The organism is Comamonas resistens, assembly GCF_030064165.1.
GTDB lineage: Bacteria > Pseudomonadota > Gammaproteobacteria > Burkholderiales > Burkholderiaceae_C > Comamonas > Comamonas resistens.
The window spans coordinates 22,998-42,458 of sequence record NZ_CP125947.1; the positions used below are offsets into that span (position 1 = coordinate 22,998).

Annotated in this window: 20 protein-coding genes; 11 read left to right on the forward strand and 9 right to left on the reverse strand. The window is 62.4% G+C overall.

The features are described 5' to 3' along the window. Positions 1 to 151: 151 nt before the first annotated feature. Both cueR and QMY55_RS00085 read right to left on the reverse strand, forming a co-directional pair. Entirely contained in the window at positions 152 to 658 is a 507-nt protein-coding gene (gene cueR, locus QMY55_RS00080) for a Cu(I)-responsive transcriptional regulator (protein ID WP_283486696.1), read from the reverse strand. 89 nt (positions 659 to 747) lie between these two features. After that, complete coding sequence (locus QMY55_RS00085) at positions 748 to 942, reverse strand: heavy-metal-associated domain-containing protein (protein WP_283486697.1); 195 nt, start codon at positions 940 to 942, stop codon at positions 748 to 750. A gap of 273 nt (positions 943 to 1,215) precedes the next feature. Between QMY55_RS00085 and QMY55_RS00090 the strand changes: the two genes are divergently transcribed. Beyond that, positions 1,216 to 2,913, forward strand: a complete 1,698-nt coding sequence (locus tag QMY55_RS00090) for a methyl-accepting chemotaxis protein (RefSeq protein ID WP_283486698.1) — start codon at positions 1,216 to 1,218, stop codon at positions 2,911 to 2,913. 120 nt (positions 2,914 to 3,033) lie between these two features. Here QMY55_RS00090 and QMY55_RS00095 read toward each other — a convergent pair whose 3' ends face one another. From QMY55_RS00095 to QMY55_RS00110, 4 genes are all read right to left on the reverse strand, one after another. After that, on the reverse strand, positions 3,034 to 4,143 hold the full coding sequence (locus QMY55_RS00095; RefSeq protein WP_283486699.1) for an alkene reductase: 1,110 nt from the start codon (positions 4,141 to 4,143) through the stop codon (positions 3,034 to 3,036). 69 nt (positions 4,144 to 4,212) lie between these two features. After that, the gene (gstA, locus tag QMY55_RS00100; protein WP_283486700.1) at positions 4,213 to 4,821 is read right to left on the reverse strand and encodes a glutathione transferase GstA; all 609 of its coding nucleotides are present in this window, start codon (positions 4,819 to 4,821) and stop codon (positions 4,213 to 4,215) included. A 74-nt stretch (positions 4,822 to 4,895) separates the two neighbouring features. Beyond that, a complete protein-coding gene (locus QMY55_RS00105; RefSeq protein ID WP_283486701.1) occupies positions 4,896 to 5,300 on the reverse strand; it encodes a BLUF domain-containing protein in 405 nt (134 codons plus the stop codon). Between the two features lie 64 nt (positions 5,301 to 5,364). Next, positions 5,365 to 5,943, reverse strand: a complete 579-nt coding sequence (locus QMY55_RS00110; RefSeq protein WP_283486702.1) for an NADPH-dependent FMN reductase — start codon at positions 5,941 to 5,943, stop codon at positions 5,365 to 5,367. Positions 5,944 to 6,197: 254 nt separating this feature from the next. On the opposite strand from QMY55_RS00110, the gene mnmG reads away from it, so the two are divergent. The 6 genes from mnmG to QMY55_RS00140 all read left to right on the forward strand — a co-directional run bounded on the left by mnmG (position 6,198) and on the right by QMY55_RS00140 (position 11,990). Continuing rightward, entirely contained in the window at positions 6,198 to 8,159 is a 1,962-nt protein-coding gene (gene mnmG / locus QMY55_RS00115) for a tRNA uridine-5-carboxymethylaminomethyl(34) synthesis enzyme MnmG (RefSeq protein ID WP_283486703.1), read from the forward strand. Beyond that, positions 8,156 to 8,815: a 16S rRNA (guanine(527)-N(7))-methyltransferase RsmG gene (gene rsmG / locus QMY55_RS00120; RefSeq protein WP_283486704.1), complete on the forward strand. Its 660-nt coding sequence runs from the start codon at positions 8,156 to 8,158 to the stop codon at positions 8,813 to 8,815. The genes mnmG and rsmG overlap by 4 nt, the downstream gene beginning before the upstream one ends. 234 nt (positions 8,816 to 9,049) lie before the next feature. Next, entirely contained in the window at positions 9,050 to 9,661 is a 612-nt protein-coding gene (locus QMY55_RS00125) for a LysE family translocator (RefSeq protein ID WP_283486705.1), read from the forward strand. 12 nt (positions 9,662 to 9,673) lie between these two features. Next, positions 9,674 to 10,444, forward strand: a complete 771-nt coding sequence (locus QMY55_RS00130; RefSeq protein ID WP_283486706.1) for a ParA family protein — start codon at positions 9,674 to 9,676, stop codon at positions 10,442 to 10,444. Between the two features lie 52 nt (positions 10,445 to 10,496). Continuing rightward, positions 10,497 to 11,045: an RBBP9/YdeN family alpha/beta hydrolase gene (locus QMY55_RS00135; protein ID WP_283486707.1), complete on the forward strand. Its 549-nt coding sequence runs from the start codon at positions 10,497 to 10,499 to the stop codon at positions 11,043 to 11,045. Between the two features lie 15 nt (positions 11,046 to 11,060). Next, a complete protein-coding gene (locus tag QMY55_RS00140) occupies positions 11,061 to 11,990 on the forward strand; it encodes a ParB/RepB/Spo0J family partition protein (protein ID WP_283486708.1) in 930 nt (309 codons plus the stop codon). 65 nt (positions 11,991 to 12,055) lie between these two features. On the opposite strand, the gene QMY55_RS00145 is transcribed toward QMY55_RS00140, so the two are convergent. From QMY55_RS00145 to QMY55_RS00155, 3 genes are all read right to left on the reverse strand, one after another. Then, positions 12,056 to 12,829, reverse strand: coding sequence for a class II aldolase/adducin family protein (locus QMY55_RS00145; protein WP_283486709.1), 774 nt, complete (start codon positions 12,827 to 12,829; stop codon positions 12,056 to 12,058). Positions 12,830 to 13,018: 189 nt separating this feature from the next. Beyond that, on the reverse strand, positions 13,019 to 14,305 hold the full coding sequence (locus QMY55_RS00150) for a M20/M25/M40 family metallo-hydrolase (RefSeq protein WP_283486710.1): 1,287 nt from the start codon (positions 14,303 to 14,305) through the stop codon (positions 13,019 to 13,021). Positions 14,306 to 14,602: 297 nt separating this feature from the next. Continuing rightward, positions 14,603 to 15,901 carry an MFS transporter gene (locus QMY55_RS00155; protein WP_283486711.1) on the reverse strand — a complete coding sequence of 433 codons (1,299 nt, stop codon included), beginning with the start codon at positions 15,899 to 15,901 and terminating at the stop codon, positions 14,603 to 14,605. 79 nt (positions 15,902 to 15,980) lie between these two features. On the opposite strand from QMY55_RS00155, the gene QMY55_RS00160 reads away from it, so the two are divergent. The 4 genes from QMY55_RS00160 (at position 15,981) to sorT (ending at position 19,391) form a co-directional block, all read left to right on the forward strand. Further along, a complete protein-coding gene (locus QMY55_RS00160) occupies positions 15,981 to 16,862 on the forward strand; it encodes an AraC family transcriptional regulator (protein WP_283486712.1) in 882 nt (293 codons plus the stop codon). A gap of 118 nt (positions 16,863 to 16,980) precedes the next feature. Further along, positions 16,981 to 17,544 (forward strand): RNA polymerase sigma factor, encoded by a 564-nt coding sequence (locus QMY55_RS00165; protein WP_283486713.1) that lies wholly within the window; start codon positions 16,981 to 16,983, stop codon positions 17,542 to 17,544. Next, complete coding sequence (locus QMY55_RS00170; RefSeq protein ID WP_283486714.1) at positions 17,541 to 18,119, forward strand: hypothetical protein; 579 nt, start codon at positions 17,541 to 17,543, stop codon at positions 18,117 to 18,119. The genes QMY55_RS00165 and QMY55_RS00170 overlap by 4 nt, the downstream gene beginning before the upstream one ends. Positions 18,120 to 18,167: 48 nt before the next feature. Next, complete coding sequence (sorT, locus tag QMY55_RS00175; RefSeq protein ID WP_283486715.1) at positions 18,168 to 19,391, forward strand: SorT family sulfite dehydrogenase catalytic subunit; 1,224 nt, start codon at positions 18,168 to 18,170, stop codon at positions 19,389 to 19,391. Positions 19,392 to 19,461 lie beyond the last annotated feature (70 nt).

The window sequence follows — 19,461 nt, forward strand, 5'->3', positions numbered from 1 at the left end:
CAATGGCTTGTGCGTGAATTATTGATGCGATGGATATGTCGCGACATCCATCACATGGACCATTCTGCAGCACTTGCTGCATCGCAACATGTCTCGTGGCTGACCGGCAATTTGCGCCCTCGGCGAGGTTTCACGTGAAACCCTTAGCGGTTCATGCCGTGGCTTCGGATTTGCGCCTGGAGGCTGGTGCGACCGGCTCGTGACGGGCGGGCGACAGATCGGTATCGGCGCTGGCCAGGTCGTCCAGAATCGGGCAATCGGGGCGATCGTCACCGTGGCAGCAATGCACCAGCGTCTGCAAGGTGCGCTGCATGGACTGCATGGCGGCTATGCGCTCGGTCAGCACCGTGATGTGTTTTTGCGCAATGGCCTTGACCTGGCTGCTGGCGCGGCCCTGGTCCTGCCACAGACCGAGCAGGGTGCTGATCTCCTCCATGGAAAAACCCAGATCTCGCCCGCGACGGATGAAGCGCAGCGCGTGCACATCGGCCTGGGTGTATTGGCGGTAGCCGCTGTCGGTGCGGTGAACAGGCGGTAGCAGGCCCAGGGATTCGTAGTGGCGAACCATGCGCGGAGACACCCCGGCGCGGCGCGCAGCCTCTCCGATCACGACAGGCCAGTTCTGAGCGTTTTTTGGGGCGGGTTGATGTGCAGGCATGGGGAACCCTTGAAAAAAGCGCCAGCGGCCGTTTCCTGGCTTGCAGGAGCTGCTGGCGCTGTATGGGACGGGTGCAGTAGCAAGGCCGCTCAGGCGACCTTGTAGCCTTCTTCCGCGATGGCAGCAGCCACGGCTGCGCGGTCTGCGCCGGTTTCGACTTCCACGCGGTTGGCGGCGCGGTCGATCTTGACTTGTGCATCGGCATCCACGCCCTGGATGGCGTTGGTGACGGCGCGCTCGCAGTGGCCGCAGGTCATGCCCTGAACTTCAAAAACTTGTTGCATTGCTTCACTCCTTGAACGGGAGCCGCCCGGTTGGCGTCTCCATGGCTTGAATCTTCAACCCTAACATCATGGCAAGGTCAAGCGCTGGACAAGACAGGGATTCGAGCAAGGTTGATATCGGGCAATGGCCGGCTGCGGCAATGCGCCATATTGCACATGCTGAAAAGATCTGCGTGACTGCGCTACAGAGCGGCCTGGATTTGCCGATAAATTGAAACAAATTGTCAAATTTAGGGTAAAAGACGCAGGCTAAACAAGACGAGAGGGAGATTCATGAGTCTGTTGGGAATGATGCGCCGCTTCACCATTCGCACGCGAATGCTGGGGGCGATCGGCGTGGTGATTGTGTTGCTGGGATTGTTGGGAGGGGCAGGCATGCTGGGCATGTTCCGCATCCAGCAGATGAGCCAGGATTTTCTGAACGACGCCTATGCCAAGGCTGGCTATATGGCGCAGCTGCGCACGGAGCTGGGCGGTATCCGCATCAGCGAAAAAGACATGGTGATCCAGTACGAGCGTCCCGAGGAAGTGCGCAAGGCCCACGAGCAGTGGGTAGGCTTCATCGAGAAGTCCCAGGCAACCCTGGCGCGCTTTGTGACGGGCCGCAATGCGCAGGATGACGAGCTGGCCAAGAACATTGCCGCACGCATAGACAACTATCGTAAGGCTTTCGAGCCCGTGGCGCGCCAGCTGGAGGCGAGCGGCTACGACTCGGCCACGACGGCCAACCGCATGAGCGGCAAGGCACTGGCCGAGGTCGCGGAAGCCGACAAGTTGCTGTCGCAGCTGGATGCTTTGCTGGATCAGCAGTCCGATGCGCTGGTTGCAGCCGAGCTGAAGGTGGCGGCGCAGACGCGCTGGATGTTCATAGGCGCGGTGATCCTGACGCTGATCGTGGTGGTGCCGCTGACGCTGCTGAACATGCAGTCCATCTGCCGACCGCTGGAGCGCGCACGTCAGATGGCGTTGACCATCGAAGGTGGCGATCTTTCCACCCGCCAGACGGTGACGGGCAATGACGAGCTGTCCGAGCTGCAGCGTGCGCTGGAGCAGATGCGGCAGTCGCTGAGCAGCATGGTCGCTCAGGTGCGTGACGCCAGCGGCAATATCGCGACCGCCAGCCAGGAAATTGCCACGGGCAATCAGGATCTGTCGGCAAGAACCGAGCAGACGGCCAGCAATCTGCAGGAGACAGTGGCGTCGCTGGCGCAGCTGACGGCCAATGTGCAGCAGACCGCATCGTCTTCGCAACTGGCCAACCAGCTCGCGGCATCGGCTTCTTCCACGGCCGTGGAGGGGGGCCAGATCGTGGGGCAGGCCGTGAACAGCATGCAGGAGATTTCGGCCTCCAGCCGCAAGATCGGCGACATCATCGGCCTGATCGATTCCATCGCTTTCCAGACCAATATCCTGGCGCTGAATGCAGCCGTCGAAGCCGCGCGGGCCGGCGAGCAGGGCCGAGGCTTTGCCGTGGTGGCGGGCGAGGTGCGCAGCCTGGCCCAGCGCTCGGCACAGGCCGCGCACGAGATCAAGGGGCTGATCAACACCAGCGTGCAGACCGTGGACACAGGCTCGCGCCAGGTCGATGGCGCGGGCAAGGCCATGCAGGGCACGGTGGAGAGCGCCAAACGCGTGGGCGACATCATTGGCGAGATCACGGCTGCATCGGCAGAGCAGTCGCTGGGTATCAGCCAGGTCAATCAGGCCGTGGGCGATATCGACCGCATGACACAGCAGAACGCGGCGCTGGTGGAGGAGTCCGCAGCCGCCGCCGAATCTCTGCGTGAACAGGCTGCACGACTGGCACAGCTGGTCAGCCAGTTCAAGCTGGCCGAAGGGGATGCGCAGACGACCAGCCGCATGGCACGCGCCAGGCCCCAGGCGGCTTATCCTGCAATGGCTCCGGGTGCGGCCGCCGCTGCAAATCAGGCGCTGCCCGGGCAGAAAGCTCCGTTGCTGGAACATGCCTGATACGGCTTCAGCCGCTTCATGAAAAAAGCCCGGTTGCAGTGATGCACCGGGCTTTTTGCTTTGATTTCAATAGCTGTATGCGCTTGATGGAAAACAGCCTGAAGCTGTTTTCATGAAAACTCAAACCGTGGGGTAGTCGGTGTAGCCATCGGCGCCACCGCCATAGAAGCGGCTGCTGTCCCATTCGTTGAGCGGCAGATCGTCATGCAGCCGGTGCACCAGATCGGGGTTGGAGATGTAGGCCTTGCCGAAGGCCACGATATCGGCATAGCCGCTTTCCACGGCGCGCATGGCCAGTTGGCGGTCATAGCCGTTGTTGACCATCCACGCACCCTTGCCGCCTGCTGCGCGGTAAGCCTCCTTGAGTGCGTGATAGTTGAAGGGGCGCTCGGGCAGTTCGCGTGGGCCGCCGGTCGCGCCTTCGATCACATGGATGTAGGCCAGACCCAGAGGCGCCAGCTGCCGCACCAGATGCTCGAACAGTGGCTGAGGATCGGCATCCACGATGTCATTGGCCGGCGTGACCGGCGAGATGCGGATACCGACCTTGCCGCCACCAATTTCATCGGCTACGGCGCGCATGCATTCCAGCACCAGGCGCGCCCGGTTTTCAATGCTGCCGCCGTAGTCGTCCTCGCGCAGATTGGTACCGGTCTTGAGGAACTGGTCGAGCAGATAGCCGTTGGCTGCATGCAGCTCCACGCCATCAAAGCCTGCGCTTTCGACCGCCTGACGGGCCGCCAGGGCAAAGCTGCGGACAATGCCGGGTAGCTCATCCTGGTGCAGTGCGCGCGGGGCCGAGGTGGGGGTGAAATGGCCTTGCCCAGTGGCATGGTCGATCACATAGGTCTTGGACTTGGCAGTGATCGCCGAAGGCGCGACGGGCGGCTGACTGCCAGGCTGCAGCAGCGTGTGTGAAATACGCCCCACATGCCAGAGCTGGGTGACGATGCGTCCGCCCTTGGTGTGCACGGCATGGGTCACTTTCTTCCAGGCTTGCAACTGGTCTTCGCCATAGAGGCCTGGGACATCGGCATAGCCCTGGGCCTGCGCACTGATGGCCGTGCCTTCGCTGATCAGCAAGCCTGCGGTGGCACGCTGCGTGTAATAGGTTTCCATCAATGGCGTGGGCACAGCATCAGGTGCGCGGTTGCGCGTCAGCGGGGCCATGGCAATGCGGTTGGGCAGGCGCAGCTTGCCTGCATCGATGGGGTCGAACAATGAGGTCATGCAGAACTCCGAGGACAAAAAAAGCCCGGTGAAATACCGAGCTTTCAGTGTGAACGCAAGCGAAAAAGCTTACTTCAGCAGGCCTTCTGCCTTCATGGCGGCCTGTACGGCGGGGCGCATCAGAATGCGTTCGCGATAGGCCTGGATATGCTTGAGATCGGAGATATCCACGCCAACAAACTGTGCCCAGCCCGTGACCGTGAACAGATAGGCATCGGCGACCGTGAATTGGTCGCCCATCAGATAGGACTTGTTGGACAGTTGCTCGTTCACCCAGTTCAGGCGCTTGATCACATTGGCGCGAACCGTGGGCTTGAAATCTTCGGGAGTGGCCGGATTGAACAGAGGGTTGAAGCCCTTGTGCAGCTCGGTAGCGATGAAGTTCAGCCATTCCTGCAGGTGGTAGCGGGCCATGGTTCCGTTGGCGGGAGCCAGGTTTTTTTCCGGCGCCTGGTCGGCCAGATATTGAACAATGGCCGGACCTTCGTGAAGCGTATCGCCGTTGTCCAGCACCAGAAAAGGTACATAGCCCAGCGGATTGATGCTGTAGTAGTCCGTTCCGTCCTGCAGCTTGTGGCTCTTGGTACTGGCCATGATGGCCTCATGTTTGAGCCCTGTCTCGTGCAGCACGATATGGGGGGACAGGGAGCAGGCGCCGGGGCTGTAGTAAAGCTTCATGGTGATGGGCTTCCTATTGCATTGAAAAGACAAGTGGACATGCTAAACCGGTTCAATGTCCGTCGCATGCATGCTTAACAGTAGTCGAGATTGGGTAATAGTTGGCGAAACAGTGCAAGCGCTTCGCGGCCCTTGAAATCGGCGATCTCGTCGAGTGCCAGCTGCTGTTCGCTCTGCGCGTAGGCGATGGCCCAATCCTTGAATTGACGCTCTGCATCGACCGGGCCATGAAACTGCAGCCTCACATCGGTGTGGCGGTTGTCTTCAAGAATGCTTTGCAGCACGCTGGACACCGAAGACGACGGACCTTCGAGGTATTGGCAAAAGTGCTGACCATCGAAGACCAGGATACCGGTCAGATTCAGCGCCGCATTCTTTTCACGGGCCGCTTTGACGATGTCGCCGACCACGCTGACGGGCTGCCTGGGGCAGATTGAGCTGCAGTAGAGAAAGGCATGCAGGCCGGTGCTCAATGACATCGAAATCCTCTCGGTGACGTGGACTGACGGCCCGCTGCGGGCGGGCCTGGTGGCAACTTCCCTCTCAGGCGTGCAGGCGTTGTGCAGCCCACAGCACCTGGGACAACACCGCCTGAACACCTTGTTGGTCTTGAGGGTACATCAGCTGCCCCTGTGCATCGAAAGCATCGGCTGCCCGGCTGACGGCATGGCTGCGAGGAGCCAGCCAGCACTCCAGATTCAAGAGCAACGGAGCCAGATGGGACTGAGCGCGCAGGCCGCCAAGACCACCGGGCGAAGCGCTGCACATGCCCACGACCTTGCCACGAAATGGCAGCACGCCATCGCCCCACACCGGGTCGCCCTTGACGGGGCTGGAGGCCCAGTCCAAGGCGTTCTTGAGCAGGGCCGGGTAGCTGCCGTTGTATTCGGGGCAGCAGATGATCCAGGCCGCGTGGCTGTGCAGCGCCTGCTTGAAGCGGATGACATCGGGGGGTGTGCCCCGGGCTTCCAGATCGGCGTTGTAGAGCGGAATGTCGTAGTCCGCCAGCTCCAGCAATGTGGCCTGGGCACCCTGGCCGGTGGCGATTTCGGCAGCCGCCTTGGCCAGCTTGCGGTTGTACGAGTCTTGGCGGGTACTGCCCGCAAAAATAAGGATTTCCATGCCCGCATTGCAGCACAGAGGGTTGGCATTTTTCCTGCGTTGGCAGAGGAATCAGGGCAAACGCTAGGCATCCATGTTTCACGTGAAACCCGGAGCCTCAACCCCTGGCGAGGCATTGTTGGGCCAATGGTGGGAAAATTACGGGTTCCCCGCTGGGCAGGGCATGGCGCATCCGCCTGTCTGCCCGCCATGAGAGCCGAAGCATGGGTGCTTCGTGCAGGGACCAAGGGCCGGGCATGGCCCGGAGCAAGAAAATGTTGTACCCACAGGAATTTGATGTGATCGTGGTCGGTGGCGGCCACGCCGGCACCGAGGCTGCGTTGGCCGCTGCACGCATGGGCAGCAAGACATTGCTGCTGACCCACAATATCGAAACCCTGGGCCAGATGAGCTGCAACCCCAGCATTGGTGGGATCGGCAAGGGTCACCTGGTCAAGGAAGTGGACGCCTTGGGTGGTGCCATGGCCCTGGCAACGGACAAGGGCGGTATTCAGTTTCGCATCCTCAACAGCTCCAAGGGGCCGGCCGTGCGCGCCACACGTGCCCAGGCGGACCGCATCCTCTACAAGGCCGCGATTCGCGAGATGCTGGAAAACCAGCCCAATCTCTGGCTGTTCCAGCAGGCCGTCGATGATCTGATGGTGGAGGGCGACCGCGTGGTCGGTGCCGTCACTCAGGTCGGGCTGAAGTTCCGCAGCCGCACCGTGGTGCTGACGGCGGGTACCTTCCTCGACGGCAAGATCCACGTGGGCCTGAACAACTATGCAGCGGGCCGTGCCGGTGATCCGCCTGCCGTGAGCTTGTCTGCACGCCTCAAGGAACTCCAGCTGCCCCAGGGCCGCCTGAAAACCGGCACGCCTCCGCGTATCGACGGCCGCTCTATCGACTTCAGTCAGTGCGAGGAACAGCCCGGCGACGGCATGCCCGGCGGTGTGAACGAGGGCGAAGTGCCCGTGTTCAGCTTCATGGGCAACCGTGCCATGCACCCCAAGCAAATGCCTTGCTGGATTACGCATACCAATGAGCGCACCCACGAGATCATCCGCAGCGGCTTTGACCGCAGCCCCATGTTCACGGGCAAGATCGAGGGCGTGGGCCCGCGTTACTGCCCCAGCGTGGAAGACAAGATCAACCGTTTTGCCGACAAGGAAAGCCACCAGATCTTCCTGGAGCCCGAAGGCCTGACGACTCACGAGTTCTATCCCAACGGCATCTCGACCAGCCTGCCGTTCGATATTCAGTACGAACTGGTGCGCAGCATGAAGGGCCTGGAGAACGCACATATCCTGCGTCCCGGCTATGCCATCGAGTACGACTACTTCGATCCACGCTCGCTCAAGAGCAGCTTCGAGACCAAGCAGATTCAAGGCCTGTTCTTTGCGGGCCAGATCAACGGCACGACCGGCTACGAAGAGGCCGCAGCCCAGGGCCTGTTTGCCGGCCTGAACGCCGCGCTGCAATGCCGTGGCGAAGGTCCATGGATGCCGCGCCGTGACGAGGCCTATCTGGGCGTGCTGGTCGATGACCTGATCACCAAGGGTGTGACCGAGCCTTACCGCATGTTCACCAGCCGCGCCGAGTTCCGTCTGCAGCTGCGTGAAGACAACGCCGATATGCGCCTGACCGAAGTCGGCCGTCAGATGGGGCTGGTTGACGATGAGCGCTGGGATTCCTTCAGCCGCAAGCGCGATGCTGTTTCACGTGAAACCGAGCGCCTCAAGTCCACCTGGGTGAATCCGCGCATTGTTTCCGCCGAAGAATCGGAGCGCGTGCTGGGCAAGGCCATGGAGCGTGAGTACAACCTGTTCGACTTGCTGCGCCGTCCCGGTGTCGACTACGACAAGCTCATGAGCCTGAACGAAGGCCGGTACGCATCTGCCGATGTGCAGGTCCAGACGCTGGGCGAGCTCAGTGCTCCGGTGCTCGAGCAGGTGGAGATTGCTGCCAAGTACTCGGGCTATATCGACCGTCAGAAGGATGAGGTCGAGCGTGCCGCGCATTTCGAGCGTCTGCGTCTGCCGCTGGACTTCGACTACATGCAGGTCTCAGCCCTGTCCTTCGAAGTGCGCCAGAAGCTGCAAAAGCACAGGCCTGAAACACTGGGTCAGGCATCGCGTATTTCGGGGGTGACGCCGGCAGCTATTTCCCTGCTGATGGTTCACCTGAAAAAAGGCGGCTTCAAGGGCTTTGCCGCACATGAAGAGGCCGCCGCATGAGCCAGGCATTGCGCTCCCAACTTGAGCAAGGCATTCAGGCGCTGAAGCTGGAGCTGACACCAGCTCAGGTCGATCTGCTGATGTCCTTCATGGATCTGCTGCAGAAGTGGAACAAGGTCTACAACCTGACTTCGGTGCGTGATCCGCAGGAAATGCTGACGCATCACCTGCTGGACAGCCTGGCCGCCGTGCCCGCCTTGCTGCGCCATGTGAACGGTTTGCCGGTGGAAGAGGGCAAGCGTTTGCCCTTGCTGGATGTGGGCTCGGGCGGTGGCTTGCCCGGTGTGGTGTTCGCCATCTGCTGCCCGCAGATCGACGTGAACTGCGTCGATACCGTGGGCAAGAAAGCGGCCTTCATCCAGCAGGTGGCGGCATCGTTGCCCCTGCCCAATCTGCATGGCATTCACGACCGGGTGGAAAACCTCAAGACCCGCTATCCGGTCATCAGCTGCCGCGCCTTTGCGTCCCTGGTGGATTTCACTACCTGGTCGCGCAAGGCCCTGGCCGAGGACGGCATCTGGTTTGCCATGAAGGGCAAGCACCCCGACGACGAGATTGCCGCCTTGCCCGCCGATGTGCAGGTGTTTCACGTGGAACCGTTGCAGGTGCCCGGTCTGGATGCAGAGCGCTGCGTGATCTGGTTGAACTTGAAATAACCCCCTGAGCGGCTTTGCCGCTTCCCCCTGAAAGGGGGACGACGCCTTCGCCGCAGGGCGGCGGGGCCGTCTAGGCCTTTGCTCGGCGTCTCTGGCTTGGGGCGGTGCCAAAGGTCGCGGGCAGGCGACAGGAACGGGGTTTTTACATACCGTAGCGGGCAACATCTGTGCAATGCCGGTGCGCCAGGCATAGCCCTCGCATAAACTCGACGTTTTGCATCGCGCAGGATTTGAATGTTTGGCATCTCCGATTACGGCGCTTTTGTGGCAGCCGTTACCGTCTTTTTGTTGATCCCGGGGCCGGGCAATCTGGCCTTGATTACCTCGACAGGCAAGGGCGGCTGGAGGGCGGGCATGGCCTGCTGTCTGGGCGTGATGGCTGCCGATCAGGTGCTGATGTGGCTGGCTGTGGCCGGGGTTGCCACGCTGCTGGCCGCCTATCCCGCGGCTTTTCATGCCGTGCAATGGGTGGGCGCTGCCTACCTGGCCTGGCTGGGCTACAAGCTGCTGACGGCCAGACCTGGCGATGCACCGGCCATTCAGATCCAGCCGCGCCAATATTTTCGTCAAGGGGCTTTGATCACCTTGATGAACCCCAAGGCCATTGTTTTTTACATGGCCTTTTTCCCGATGTTCGTGAACCCGGCAAAGCATCAGGGGCTGCTGACCTTTGGCGTGATGGCGGGCACGGTGGCCTTGATTACCTTGCTCTACAGCCTTGTCGTCGTGATGCTGACCACGGTGCTGGCAGAGCGTCTGCGTGCCAACCCGGCCGTGGTGAAGTGGCTGGAAAAAACAGCCGGTGTGTTTTTGATCGGTTTTGGCCTCAAGCTGGCCACCAACTAAAAGAGAAGTTCAATGGCCAAGATTTTCTGCGTTGCCAATCAAAAAGGTGGAGTGGGCAAGACCACGACCACTGTCAATCTCGCTGCCGGTCTGGCCAAGGTCGGCCAGCGCGTGCTGCTGATTGACCTGGACCCGCAAGGCAATGCGACCATGGGCTCGGGCGTGGACAAGCGTGCGCTGGAGCTGTCGGTCTACGACGTGCTGCTGGAGAATGCCAGCATCAAGGAAGTGGCTCAGAAGTCCGAGCAGGTCGGTTACGACGTGCTGGGCGCCAACCGCGAGTTGTCGGGTGCCGAGATCGAGCTGGTGTCTCTGGATCGCCGCAATGACCGCCTCAAGGCCGCTTTGCAGAGCGTGGATGCCGACTATGACTTTGTGCTCATCGACTGCCCGCCCTCGCTGTCCATGCTGACCCTGAATGGCCTGTGCTCGGCCCATGGCGTGATTGTGCCCATGCAGTGCGAGTATTTCGCGCTCGAAGGTCTGACCGATCTGGTCAACACCATCAAGCAGGTGCATGCCAATATGAACCCCGATCTGCAGATCATCGGTCTGTTGCGCGTGATGTTCGACCCGCGCACCACGCTGCAGCAACAGGTCAGCGACCAACTCAAGGAGCACTTTGGCGACAAGGTGTTCGATACCGTGATTCCGCGCAACGTGCGCCTGGCAGAAGCTCCCAGCTATGGCTTGCCTGGCGTGGTGTTCGATGCTTCGGCCAAGGGCAGCAAGGCCTTCATCGAGTTTGCCCAGGAAATGGTGCGTCGAATCAAGAAGATGTGAGTGTTTCACGTGAAACAGCTCTCCACCCCATATCCAGCAAGCGCGGGTAGCTATGACATCTGATGCATTGAGCCCTGAGGATGTCTGGCTGCTGCCCGGCTGGCAGAACTCCGGCCCCGGTCACTGGCAAAGCCTGTGGCAGCAGCAGTACGGCTATCGGCGCCTGGAGCAGCACAACTGGCAGCATCCGCTGCGTGGCGACTGGAGCATTCGCCTGCAGGAACTGGTACTCGATGCGCCGCGCCCCGTGACGCTGGTGGCGCACAGCCTGGGTTGTGTACTGGTGGCTTGGTGGGCCGCGCATTCGCAGGTTGCGAAAACCAAGGTTAGCGCTGCCTTGCTGGTGGCCCCCGGCGATACGGAGCAGGACAGCCTGCGTGCGGTTTTGCCGGGCTGGTCGCCCGTGCTGCAGCAGCCATTGCCCTTCCCGTCGATACTGGTGGGCAGCGACAACGATGCCAACTGCACGCTGCAACGCGCCGAAACCATGGCCAAGGCCTGGGGCAGCCGTTTTGTGAATGCGGGTTCTGCAGGCCATATCAACCAGGCCAGCGGACTGGGACTTTGGGAAGCCGGGCATGAGTTGCTGCTCTCCCTTTAAAGAAAGAATTGAGCAATGGTGACTAAGAAACCCAAGGGCCTGGGACGTGGTCTGGAAGCCCTGCTGGGCCCCAAGGTCAGCGAAAAAGAGCAGCAGACGGCGAGCAACATGCCAGCCAATCTGCCCAGCACGCTGGAGCTCAAGGTGATGGTCGCAGGCCAGTATCAGCCGCGCACGCGCATGGACGAGGGCGCGCTGTATGAGCTGGCCGAGAGCATCAAGGCCCAGGGCATCATGCAGCCGATTCTGGTGCGCCAGCTCTCCAAGGGGGAGAACGCGGGCAAGTACGAAATCATCGCCGGTGAGCGCCGTTTCCGCGCCGCACATCTCGCAGGTCTGGCCGAGGTGCCGGTGCTGGTGCGCGATGTGCCCGACGAAGCCGCCGCCGCCATGGCGCTGATCGAGAACATTCAGCGCGAGGACCTGAACCCGCTGGAAGAGGCGCAAGGCCTGTCGCGTCTGGTCAAGGAGTTTGGCCTCACGCATGAGCAGGCGGCCCAGGCCGTGGGCCGTTCGCGCAGCGCCGCCACCAATCTGCTGCGCCTGCTGAACCTGGCCGAGCCCGTGCAGACCATGCTGATGGCCGGCGATATCGACATGGGCCATGCACGTGCCTTGTTGACGCTGGACCGAGCCACGCAGATCACGGCGGGTAACCAGATTGCGGCCAAGAAGATGTCGGTGCGCGAAGCCGAATCGCTGGTCAAGAAGATTGGCGCGGAGTTCAGCCTGACGCGTCAGAAGGCCAAGAAGGATGGCAAATCGCGCGATGTGAAGCGCATCGAGGAAGAGTTGTCCGACCTGCTCACGGCGGATGTGGAAGTGCGCATCAAGAAGACCGTGCGGCGCCACGGCAAGGTGCAGGAGTTGGGTGAAATCGCCATCCAGTTCGGCTCGCTGGACGAGCTCAACGGCATCATCGAAAAGCTGCGCGGCGAAGGCTGAGCGAGGCTTTCACGGACGCAGAAGGGCATCCATCGGATGCCCTTTTTGCATTCAGGCCTGCTGCCTCAGCTGCGGTAGCCAGGGTCGATACGGTCGAGCTTGCGCAGCAGTGCGGGCCAGACGAAGCGGCCGCCCAGACCGTCGGTCTGTACCTTCATGGCATGGGCAACGCCTTGCAGAATCTGTGGATTGACTTCGGTGAGTTCACCGCCGCCGGACTGGGCCGCGATCTGGATCTGACAGGCCGACTCGAACACATACATGGACAGAAAGGCGTCGGCGATCGTGGCGCCGCAGGTCAGCAGGCCATGGTTGCGCAGCATGAGGAAATTGGCCCCGCCCATGTCTGCCGCCAGGCGCGGCTTTTCATCCTCGCGGAAGGCCACGCCCTCATAGCCGTGGTAGGCCAGCGAGCCCAGCACGAAGGTGCTTTGCTGGCTGATGGGCAGCAGCCCCTTTTTCTGCGCCGCCACGGCCACACCGGCGCGCGTGTGGGTGTGGATCACGCATTGCACATCGGCGCGTGCCTCGTGCACGGCGCTGTGGATGACGAAGCCCGCGGGGTTGACGGGAAACGGCGAGTCCATGAGCTTGTTGCAGCCCATGTCCACCTTGACCAGGGAAGAGGCCGTGATCTCGTCGAACATCAGGCCGTAGGGGTTGATCAGAAAGTGATGCTCCGGCCCCGGCAGGCGCGCGCTGATATGGGTGAAGACCAGATCGCTCCAGCCATATTGCGCCACCAGCCGGTAGCAGGCGGCCAGGTCCTGGCGCAGCTGCCATTCCTCGGGGCTGACCAGATGCTGCACGCTGGGAATGTTCAAGGCTTCTTGACTCACGGCGACTCTCCTTCATCGTTGATGCAATGAATGTAGAGACTCAGCCCTTGCAGGTCTGTTGGCTAGGCGACAGAAGCCATGCATAAAAAAGGAGCTGGCAGCGCCAGCTCCTCATGGGTCTCAGATCGATAACTGCCTGCAATGCATGTTCGGCATGCGCAAGCAGCTATCAAAATCTCTAGCTTCGCATCACTTGATCTGGCCGCGCGAGAGATCCTGAATCATGCGTGCCGCCAGATACAGGCGTGGAGCGATGGTGTTGATCTGCACATATTCGGCGTCGTTGGAATGCGCGCCATAGCCCGACAGACCAAAGCCCTCGATCACGCCGCCCTTGGCCTTGAGGGCGGCAAACGCTGCGTCCGTGCCGCCGCCCGTGGCCTTGCTCATGACCTTCATGGGCAGCTTCAGTTCCTGGTCGTAGATGCCTTTGGCATGGGCGGCCAGCTTGCGTGCCGTGTCATTGGCTTCCAGCGGCGGACGGCGCACCTCGAACTTCAGCTCCACCTTGCTGGCGGGGAGCAGCTTGCTGCCGATCTTGTCCTGCATGGCTTTCTCCAGCGCCGTGAAATCGGCCACGCGCAGGGCCCGCGCATCGGCCTGGGCCGTGGCTTCGGCGGGAACCACATTGCGGTTGGTGCCGGCCTTGGACACCGTCCAGTTGAGCTTGAGGCCGTCTTCCGGCTTGGACAGATCCTTCATCTGCAGCAGCTGGTGCGACAGCTCGTACAGCGCGTTCACGCCGTCCTCGGGCTTGGCGCCCGCGTGCGAGGCCTTGCCCTGAACCTTCAGATAGGCTGCACCAATACCGCTGGTGGCCAGACGCAGGCTGCCGTCGGTGCCGCCGCCTTCAAAGCTGAAAACCGCATCCTGCTCGGCCCCCAGGCGCGTGATGGTGCTGCGTGCGCCGGGCGAGCTGATTTCCTCGTCGCCGTTGATCAGCACGGTCAGCGTGCCGTAGTCCTCGATGCCCAGCTTCTTGAGCAGGGGGGCGATGTGAAGAATCAGTGCCACGCCCTGCTTGTCGTCGGCAATGCCCAGACCATAGGCCTTGTCGCCATCGACGCGGAACGGCTGGTCCTTGATCATGCCGGGCAGATAGACGGTGTCCATGTGGGCGATCAGCATGATGCGGCTTGTGCCCTTGCCCTTGAACTCGGCATGCACCATGGGGCCGACCTGCTCGGGCGTGTCGTCCAGGCGGTAGATATCCGTGGGGTTGATGAACTCGACCTTGGCGCCCTGGCTCTTGAGCTTGGCGGCAATGTATTCGGCAATCTTCTTCACGCCCGCCACATCCTTGCTGCCGGACTCGATATGCACCAGGTCGCGCAGCGTATCGAGATAGGGCTGCTGCTCTTTCTTGGCCAGCTCCAGCAGCTCGGACTGCGGGGCTGCGTGGGCTGCGCCAAAGGCCAGTGCCAATGCCAGCGGAGTGGCACGAAAAATAGTCGATGCAGATGAATGCCAAGGCATGGGGGAATGTCTCCTGTCGCGGTGTCGGGGGAGGGCGGTGCTTTGTTTTTAACGGTGCACCAGCCTGTGCGGGCGAGGGCTTTGTGCAGCCCGATCAGCCCGGTTGGGCAGCTTAGCAGCCTGTCTCAGGCTTCCGAGGCTGGGGGAATCGGGGTAAACACCAGCGTGGGTCGCGCATGAAAAAGGGCTTTCTGCTTGATGGGGAGCACGGCCCCGGCGTATTTCCCCCTGGGGCGGCTCGGCAATAAAAAAGCCCTGCGGCGGCAGCGCGCAGGGCTTGGAGGAAGGAGAGAAAGATCAGGCGGCAGCCATTGCCGCCTTGTTCTTTTTGCTCACGCCATCTCCCACGACGACGGCCGACACCACGGACAGCAGCAGTGCCATCGCCGAGCCGTAGAACACGGCATTGTTCATATGGTGGTCCAGCATGTAGCCGAACACCGGGGCGGCCAGGCAAAAGCCCAGGTCCAGGCCCGAATAAACGGTGCCGTAGACGCGGCCCGTGGCGCCGGGTGGCGCGGCGCGCTTGATCAGCATGTCGCGCGAGGGGCCGGCCAAGCCCGTGCCCAGACCGGCAACTGAGGCCACGATCACGGCCGCCATGCCGGGCAACCAGCCCGTGCCCACGACAAACAGCAGCAGACCCGAGCCCAGCATGCAAATCGATATCACCTTCTCCAGCCGCTGCACGCGGCCCACCAGAAAGCCGCCCACGACCATGCCTGCAGCGCCGCACAGCATATAGCCGGTGACGATCAGCGCCGTCACGGAAAGCGGCAGGCCGTACATGGCCTGCATGGCCGGGCTGGCAAAGCTCTGGATGGCGCTGAGCGCGCAGGTGCTCCAGAAGAAGAAGGAAAAGCACAGCCACACCGAGGGCAACTTCATGAAGGCCATGGGGTGCTCCTTGGGGGCAGCCACGGCATTCACGGAACCCGCGGCGGGCTTGGCAGCGGTGCCTGCCGATGCATTGGCCGCTTCGGCGCGGTCATCGAGCGCATCGCGGTTGAGCACCATGATGACGAGCACGGTCAGTGCCCACATGGCGCCGCAAAAGCAGGCGGTGCGCCAGGAGCCCGTGGCCGTGGTGATGCCCGCCATGAACAGCGGTGCCAGTGCCCAGCCGATATTGCCCGACAGGCCGTGGACCGAAAATCCATGGCCTATGCGCTGGGGCGAGACGCGCTTGTTGAGAATCGTGAAATCCACGGGGTGGAAGGGCGCATTGCCCAGGCCTGCGAAGAAAGAGGCGGCCAGCAGCATGGCATAGCCCTGCGCGGTGCTGGCGATCAGGCCTGCCACGGCAAAGCTGCCCAGCGCGGCAAACAGGATGGGGCGTGCGCCGAAGCGGTCCACGGCAAAGCCGGCCAGAGCCTGGCCTGTGCCCGAGACAATGAAGAACAGCGAAACCAGCACGCTGAGCTCGGCATAGCTGTAGCCGAAGTCCTTGATCAGCCAGGGAAACAGCGGCGGCAGCAGCAGGTGGAAGAAGTGCGAGGAGCCATGAGCCAGGCCGATGAGGCCGATGGTGCGCGCATCGCTGCGCAGCGTGTCAGGCGCCTGGTTTTGAAGTGTTGTGGAGGCAGGGCGGTTCATGTGTCGCATCTTAGGCAGACGGCCCGCGTCTTGTATGCGATAGTCTGCCAATTGCTATCGCAAACCAGCCAACCCTATCATGTCCAGCTTCACCGCCCCCGAGCCGCTGCGCGCGGGCAAGGCTTCCGCCTATGTCGAGACGCTGACGCCGCATCTCTTCATACCGACCTCGGACCGCCCCGTGCGTGCCAAATGCCGGTGGCTGGAGGCCGATACCCAGGTCAAGCCGCACCGCCATCCCTGGGGGCAGCTGGCCATCTCCACCACGGGAACCATCAGGCTGACCGTCGCACAGGGCACTTACATCGTGCCGCCCTCGCGTGCGTTGTGGGTTCCGCCAGGCATAGAGCATGCGGTGACCATGGTGGAAAGCGCGGATTTGCGTACGCTGTACTTCTTCCAGACCCATGGCCGCTGCGGGCCCGATGTGGATGAGCAGCAGCAAGCAAAGTGGCGGCAGTGCCGCGTGCTCAATGCCTCGGACCTGCTGCGCGCCGTGGTGCGGGAGCTGCCCACCTTGCCCGATGACAGCCTGCAGCTGTCCGATCAGGACAGGGCGCGGGAGCACCACCTGAGCGAGCTGCTGCTGGACGAGATGCGCCGCGCCAGCGTCGTGCAACTGGGCGTGAGGCTGCCGCAGGACAAGCGGCTGCGCCTGCTGTGCGAGGACGTGCTGGCCGACCCCACGCGATTCGAGACCCTGGAGGACTGGGCGCAGGACACGGGCGCCAGTCCGCGCACGGTGGCGCGATTGTTCCGGCAGGAGCTGGAATGCAGCTTCACCCAGTGGCGCCAGCAGGTGGTGCTGGCCCATGCGGTGAGCCTGGCGGCGCGCAACTGGCCGATCCAGCGCATCGCGGCCGAGCTCGACTACAGCCCCAGCGCCTTCAGCGCCATGGTGAGGCGCACCGTGGGTATGCCGCCCGCGCAATTTTTCGGCCTGCATACGCAAAACCTATAGCTGCAAGCGCATTACTGCAAAGCGTTGTGGGCGATTTTGAGGGTTGTTCTCAAAGCAGGGCAGCAAATTATTTGCAAGGACATGGAATGAAAGCTGCGCATGCGCGCTCTTTAGCAACATGATCTCCACCGCCGAGTCGCGCTACAACCAGTGGGTGCGCGAGCATTACCGATTCCTGCTGCGCAGCGCCTGGGCGTTGACCGGCTCGCGCGCCATTGCCGAGGATGTGGTGCAGGACTGTTTCACCAGCGCCTGGCGCTTTCGCAACCAGCTGCGCGATCCTGGCATGGCCCGTGCCTGGCTGTTCCAGATCATGCGCCGTCACGCCTTCAGGCACTTCGATCCGGCGCAGCATCTGCCGCAGGAGCTGGAGCAGCTCAGCGATGAGGCCAGCCACCATCACCACGATGCGCTGGATGCACAGCTCGATGTGGTCAAGGCGCTGTCGCGCATCGCCCCCATCCACCGCGAGGTGCTGGTGCTTTACTACTTTGACGACATGCCCACGGCGCAGATGGCCGAGGCGCTGGACATTGCTCCAGGTACCGTGCTTTCGCGTCTGGCGCGGGCGCGTGAGGCGTTGAAGAACGCCTTGCAGCCACCAGCCCGTCCACAGGGTGACGCCGCCAGTACCGCCAGCCCCGCCACCAGCGTGATACCGCTGAGAAAGCGCGCACCATGACTTCCCACGACCGTCCCGAGGACACCGCTTTTGACCTGCGCGCCCGTGCCGAGCTGGCGCTGGCATTCGAGCCCGGCGAGCCACCTGCGCATCTGCTGCGCAACACACCCTGGTATGCACGCCGCGGTCTGCAGCGCATGTTTGCCGCGCTGCTGGTGGGCGGCTCCGTCACCGGCGCCGTGTTTGCCATGCGCCCGCCCGAGATGGTGCGCTCGGCCATCGAACACGAGTATTACGAGCGCACGCTGCGTGGCAATTTCATGCCCGAGGCCGAGATCGCCCGCCACATGGACTGGCCCGCCGACCGGAAGCTGCCCGGCTACACCCAGCTGATGCGGCCCTGCGATATCGACGGCAGCCGCGCGTATCACCTGACGACCTTTTTTGAAAAAGGCGGCATCGTCACCGTGCTGGCGTTTGAGCAGCCCCAGCAGATTGCTGACGGCCAGGGCTGGTGGGCCAATACCTACTGGCAGGTCGTGCGCTCGCGCGAAGGCCGTCCGCTGGTGCTGATTGCCGAGAAAAAGCAGGCGCTGGCCGTGGCTTCGCGTGTGCTGAGCCAGCCCAGCAGCTAGACAAGTTCCCGTTTGACCTTTCCCCCACCACGAAGAAGAGGAGACCTCATGCAACACCACCCTTCATCCCTGCCGCGTCGCCGCATGCTCGCGGGCAGCGCCAGTGCATTGGCTGCAGCCGGTCTGGCCAGCTTTCAGAGCCAGGCGCTGGCGCAGACCGCTGCCCCCGCAGCGCCTGCCGCCAAGCCTCTGCCTGGCTATGCCAGCTTCAAGAACGCCGATGCCGTCATCGTCCACAGCTCCACCACCATAGAGACCAAGCGCTCGGCCTTTGGCTCCAGCGTCGTCACGCCGACCAACCAGCTCTATGTGCGCAACAACCTGCCCACACCGCCCGAATCCATCGTGGCTGATCGCGATGCCTGGAAGCTGCAGATCGATGGCGTGAAAAAGCCCAGGCAACTGAGCCTGGCCGAGCTCAAGACCATGGGGCTGGAGACCGTGACCATGGTGCTGCAATGCTCGGGCAATGGCCGCGGCTTCTTCCCCAGCAAGCCCAGCGGCACGCAGTGGACCGTGGGCGCAGCCGGTTGCGTGGTCTGGAGCGGTGTGCCCGTGCGTGAGGTCATCAAGGCCCTGGGCGGCGTGGCCGATGGCATGGTCTATATGACCGGCACAGGCGGCGAAGTGCTGCCTGCCGGCATCGACCCCAAGACCGTGATGGTCGAGCGCTCCGTGCCCTTGGCCGCCATGGAAGATGCGTTGCTGGCATGGGAGATGAATGGCGAGCCCGTCTCGCTGGTTCACGGCGGTCCTCTGCGCCTGATCGTTCCTGGCTATACCGGTGTGAACAACATCAAGTACATCAAGCAGCTGGCTTTCACTGCCAAGGAAAGCGAAGCGCACATCATGTCGCATGGCTACCGCATCTCGCCTCCCGGCAGCAAGGGTGACCCGAGCCAGCCCTCGGTGCAGGAGATGAGCGTCAAGTCCTGGATCAACAGCCCCATTCCCGAAGACGGCAACCAGGCTGCGGGCAAGGTGCAGATCCAGGGCGTGGCCTTTGGCGGCATGAATGCCGTCAAGGGCGTGGAAGTCTCCACCGACGGCGGCAAGACCTGGAAGCAGGCGCGCCTGATCGGCCCCGATATGGGCAAGTACGCCTGGCGCCAGTTCGTGCTGCAGGCAGAGCTGCCCAAGGGCACCTACCGGCTGGCCAGCCGGGCCACCGATGACAAGGGCAATGTCCAGCCCGAAACCCGTGGTGAAAACCAGAGTGGCTACAACAACACCAGCTGGGCAGACCACGCCGTCACCGTGACGGTGGCCTGACCCCTGCCCGCTTCATGTCCTGCGCAGCAGCACAGGGCATGAAGCCTGTCTTCGATGAATGAAAGCCACA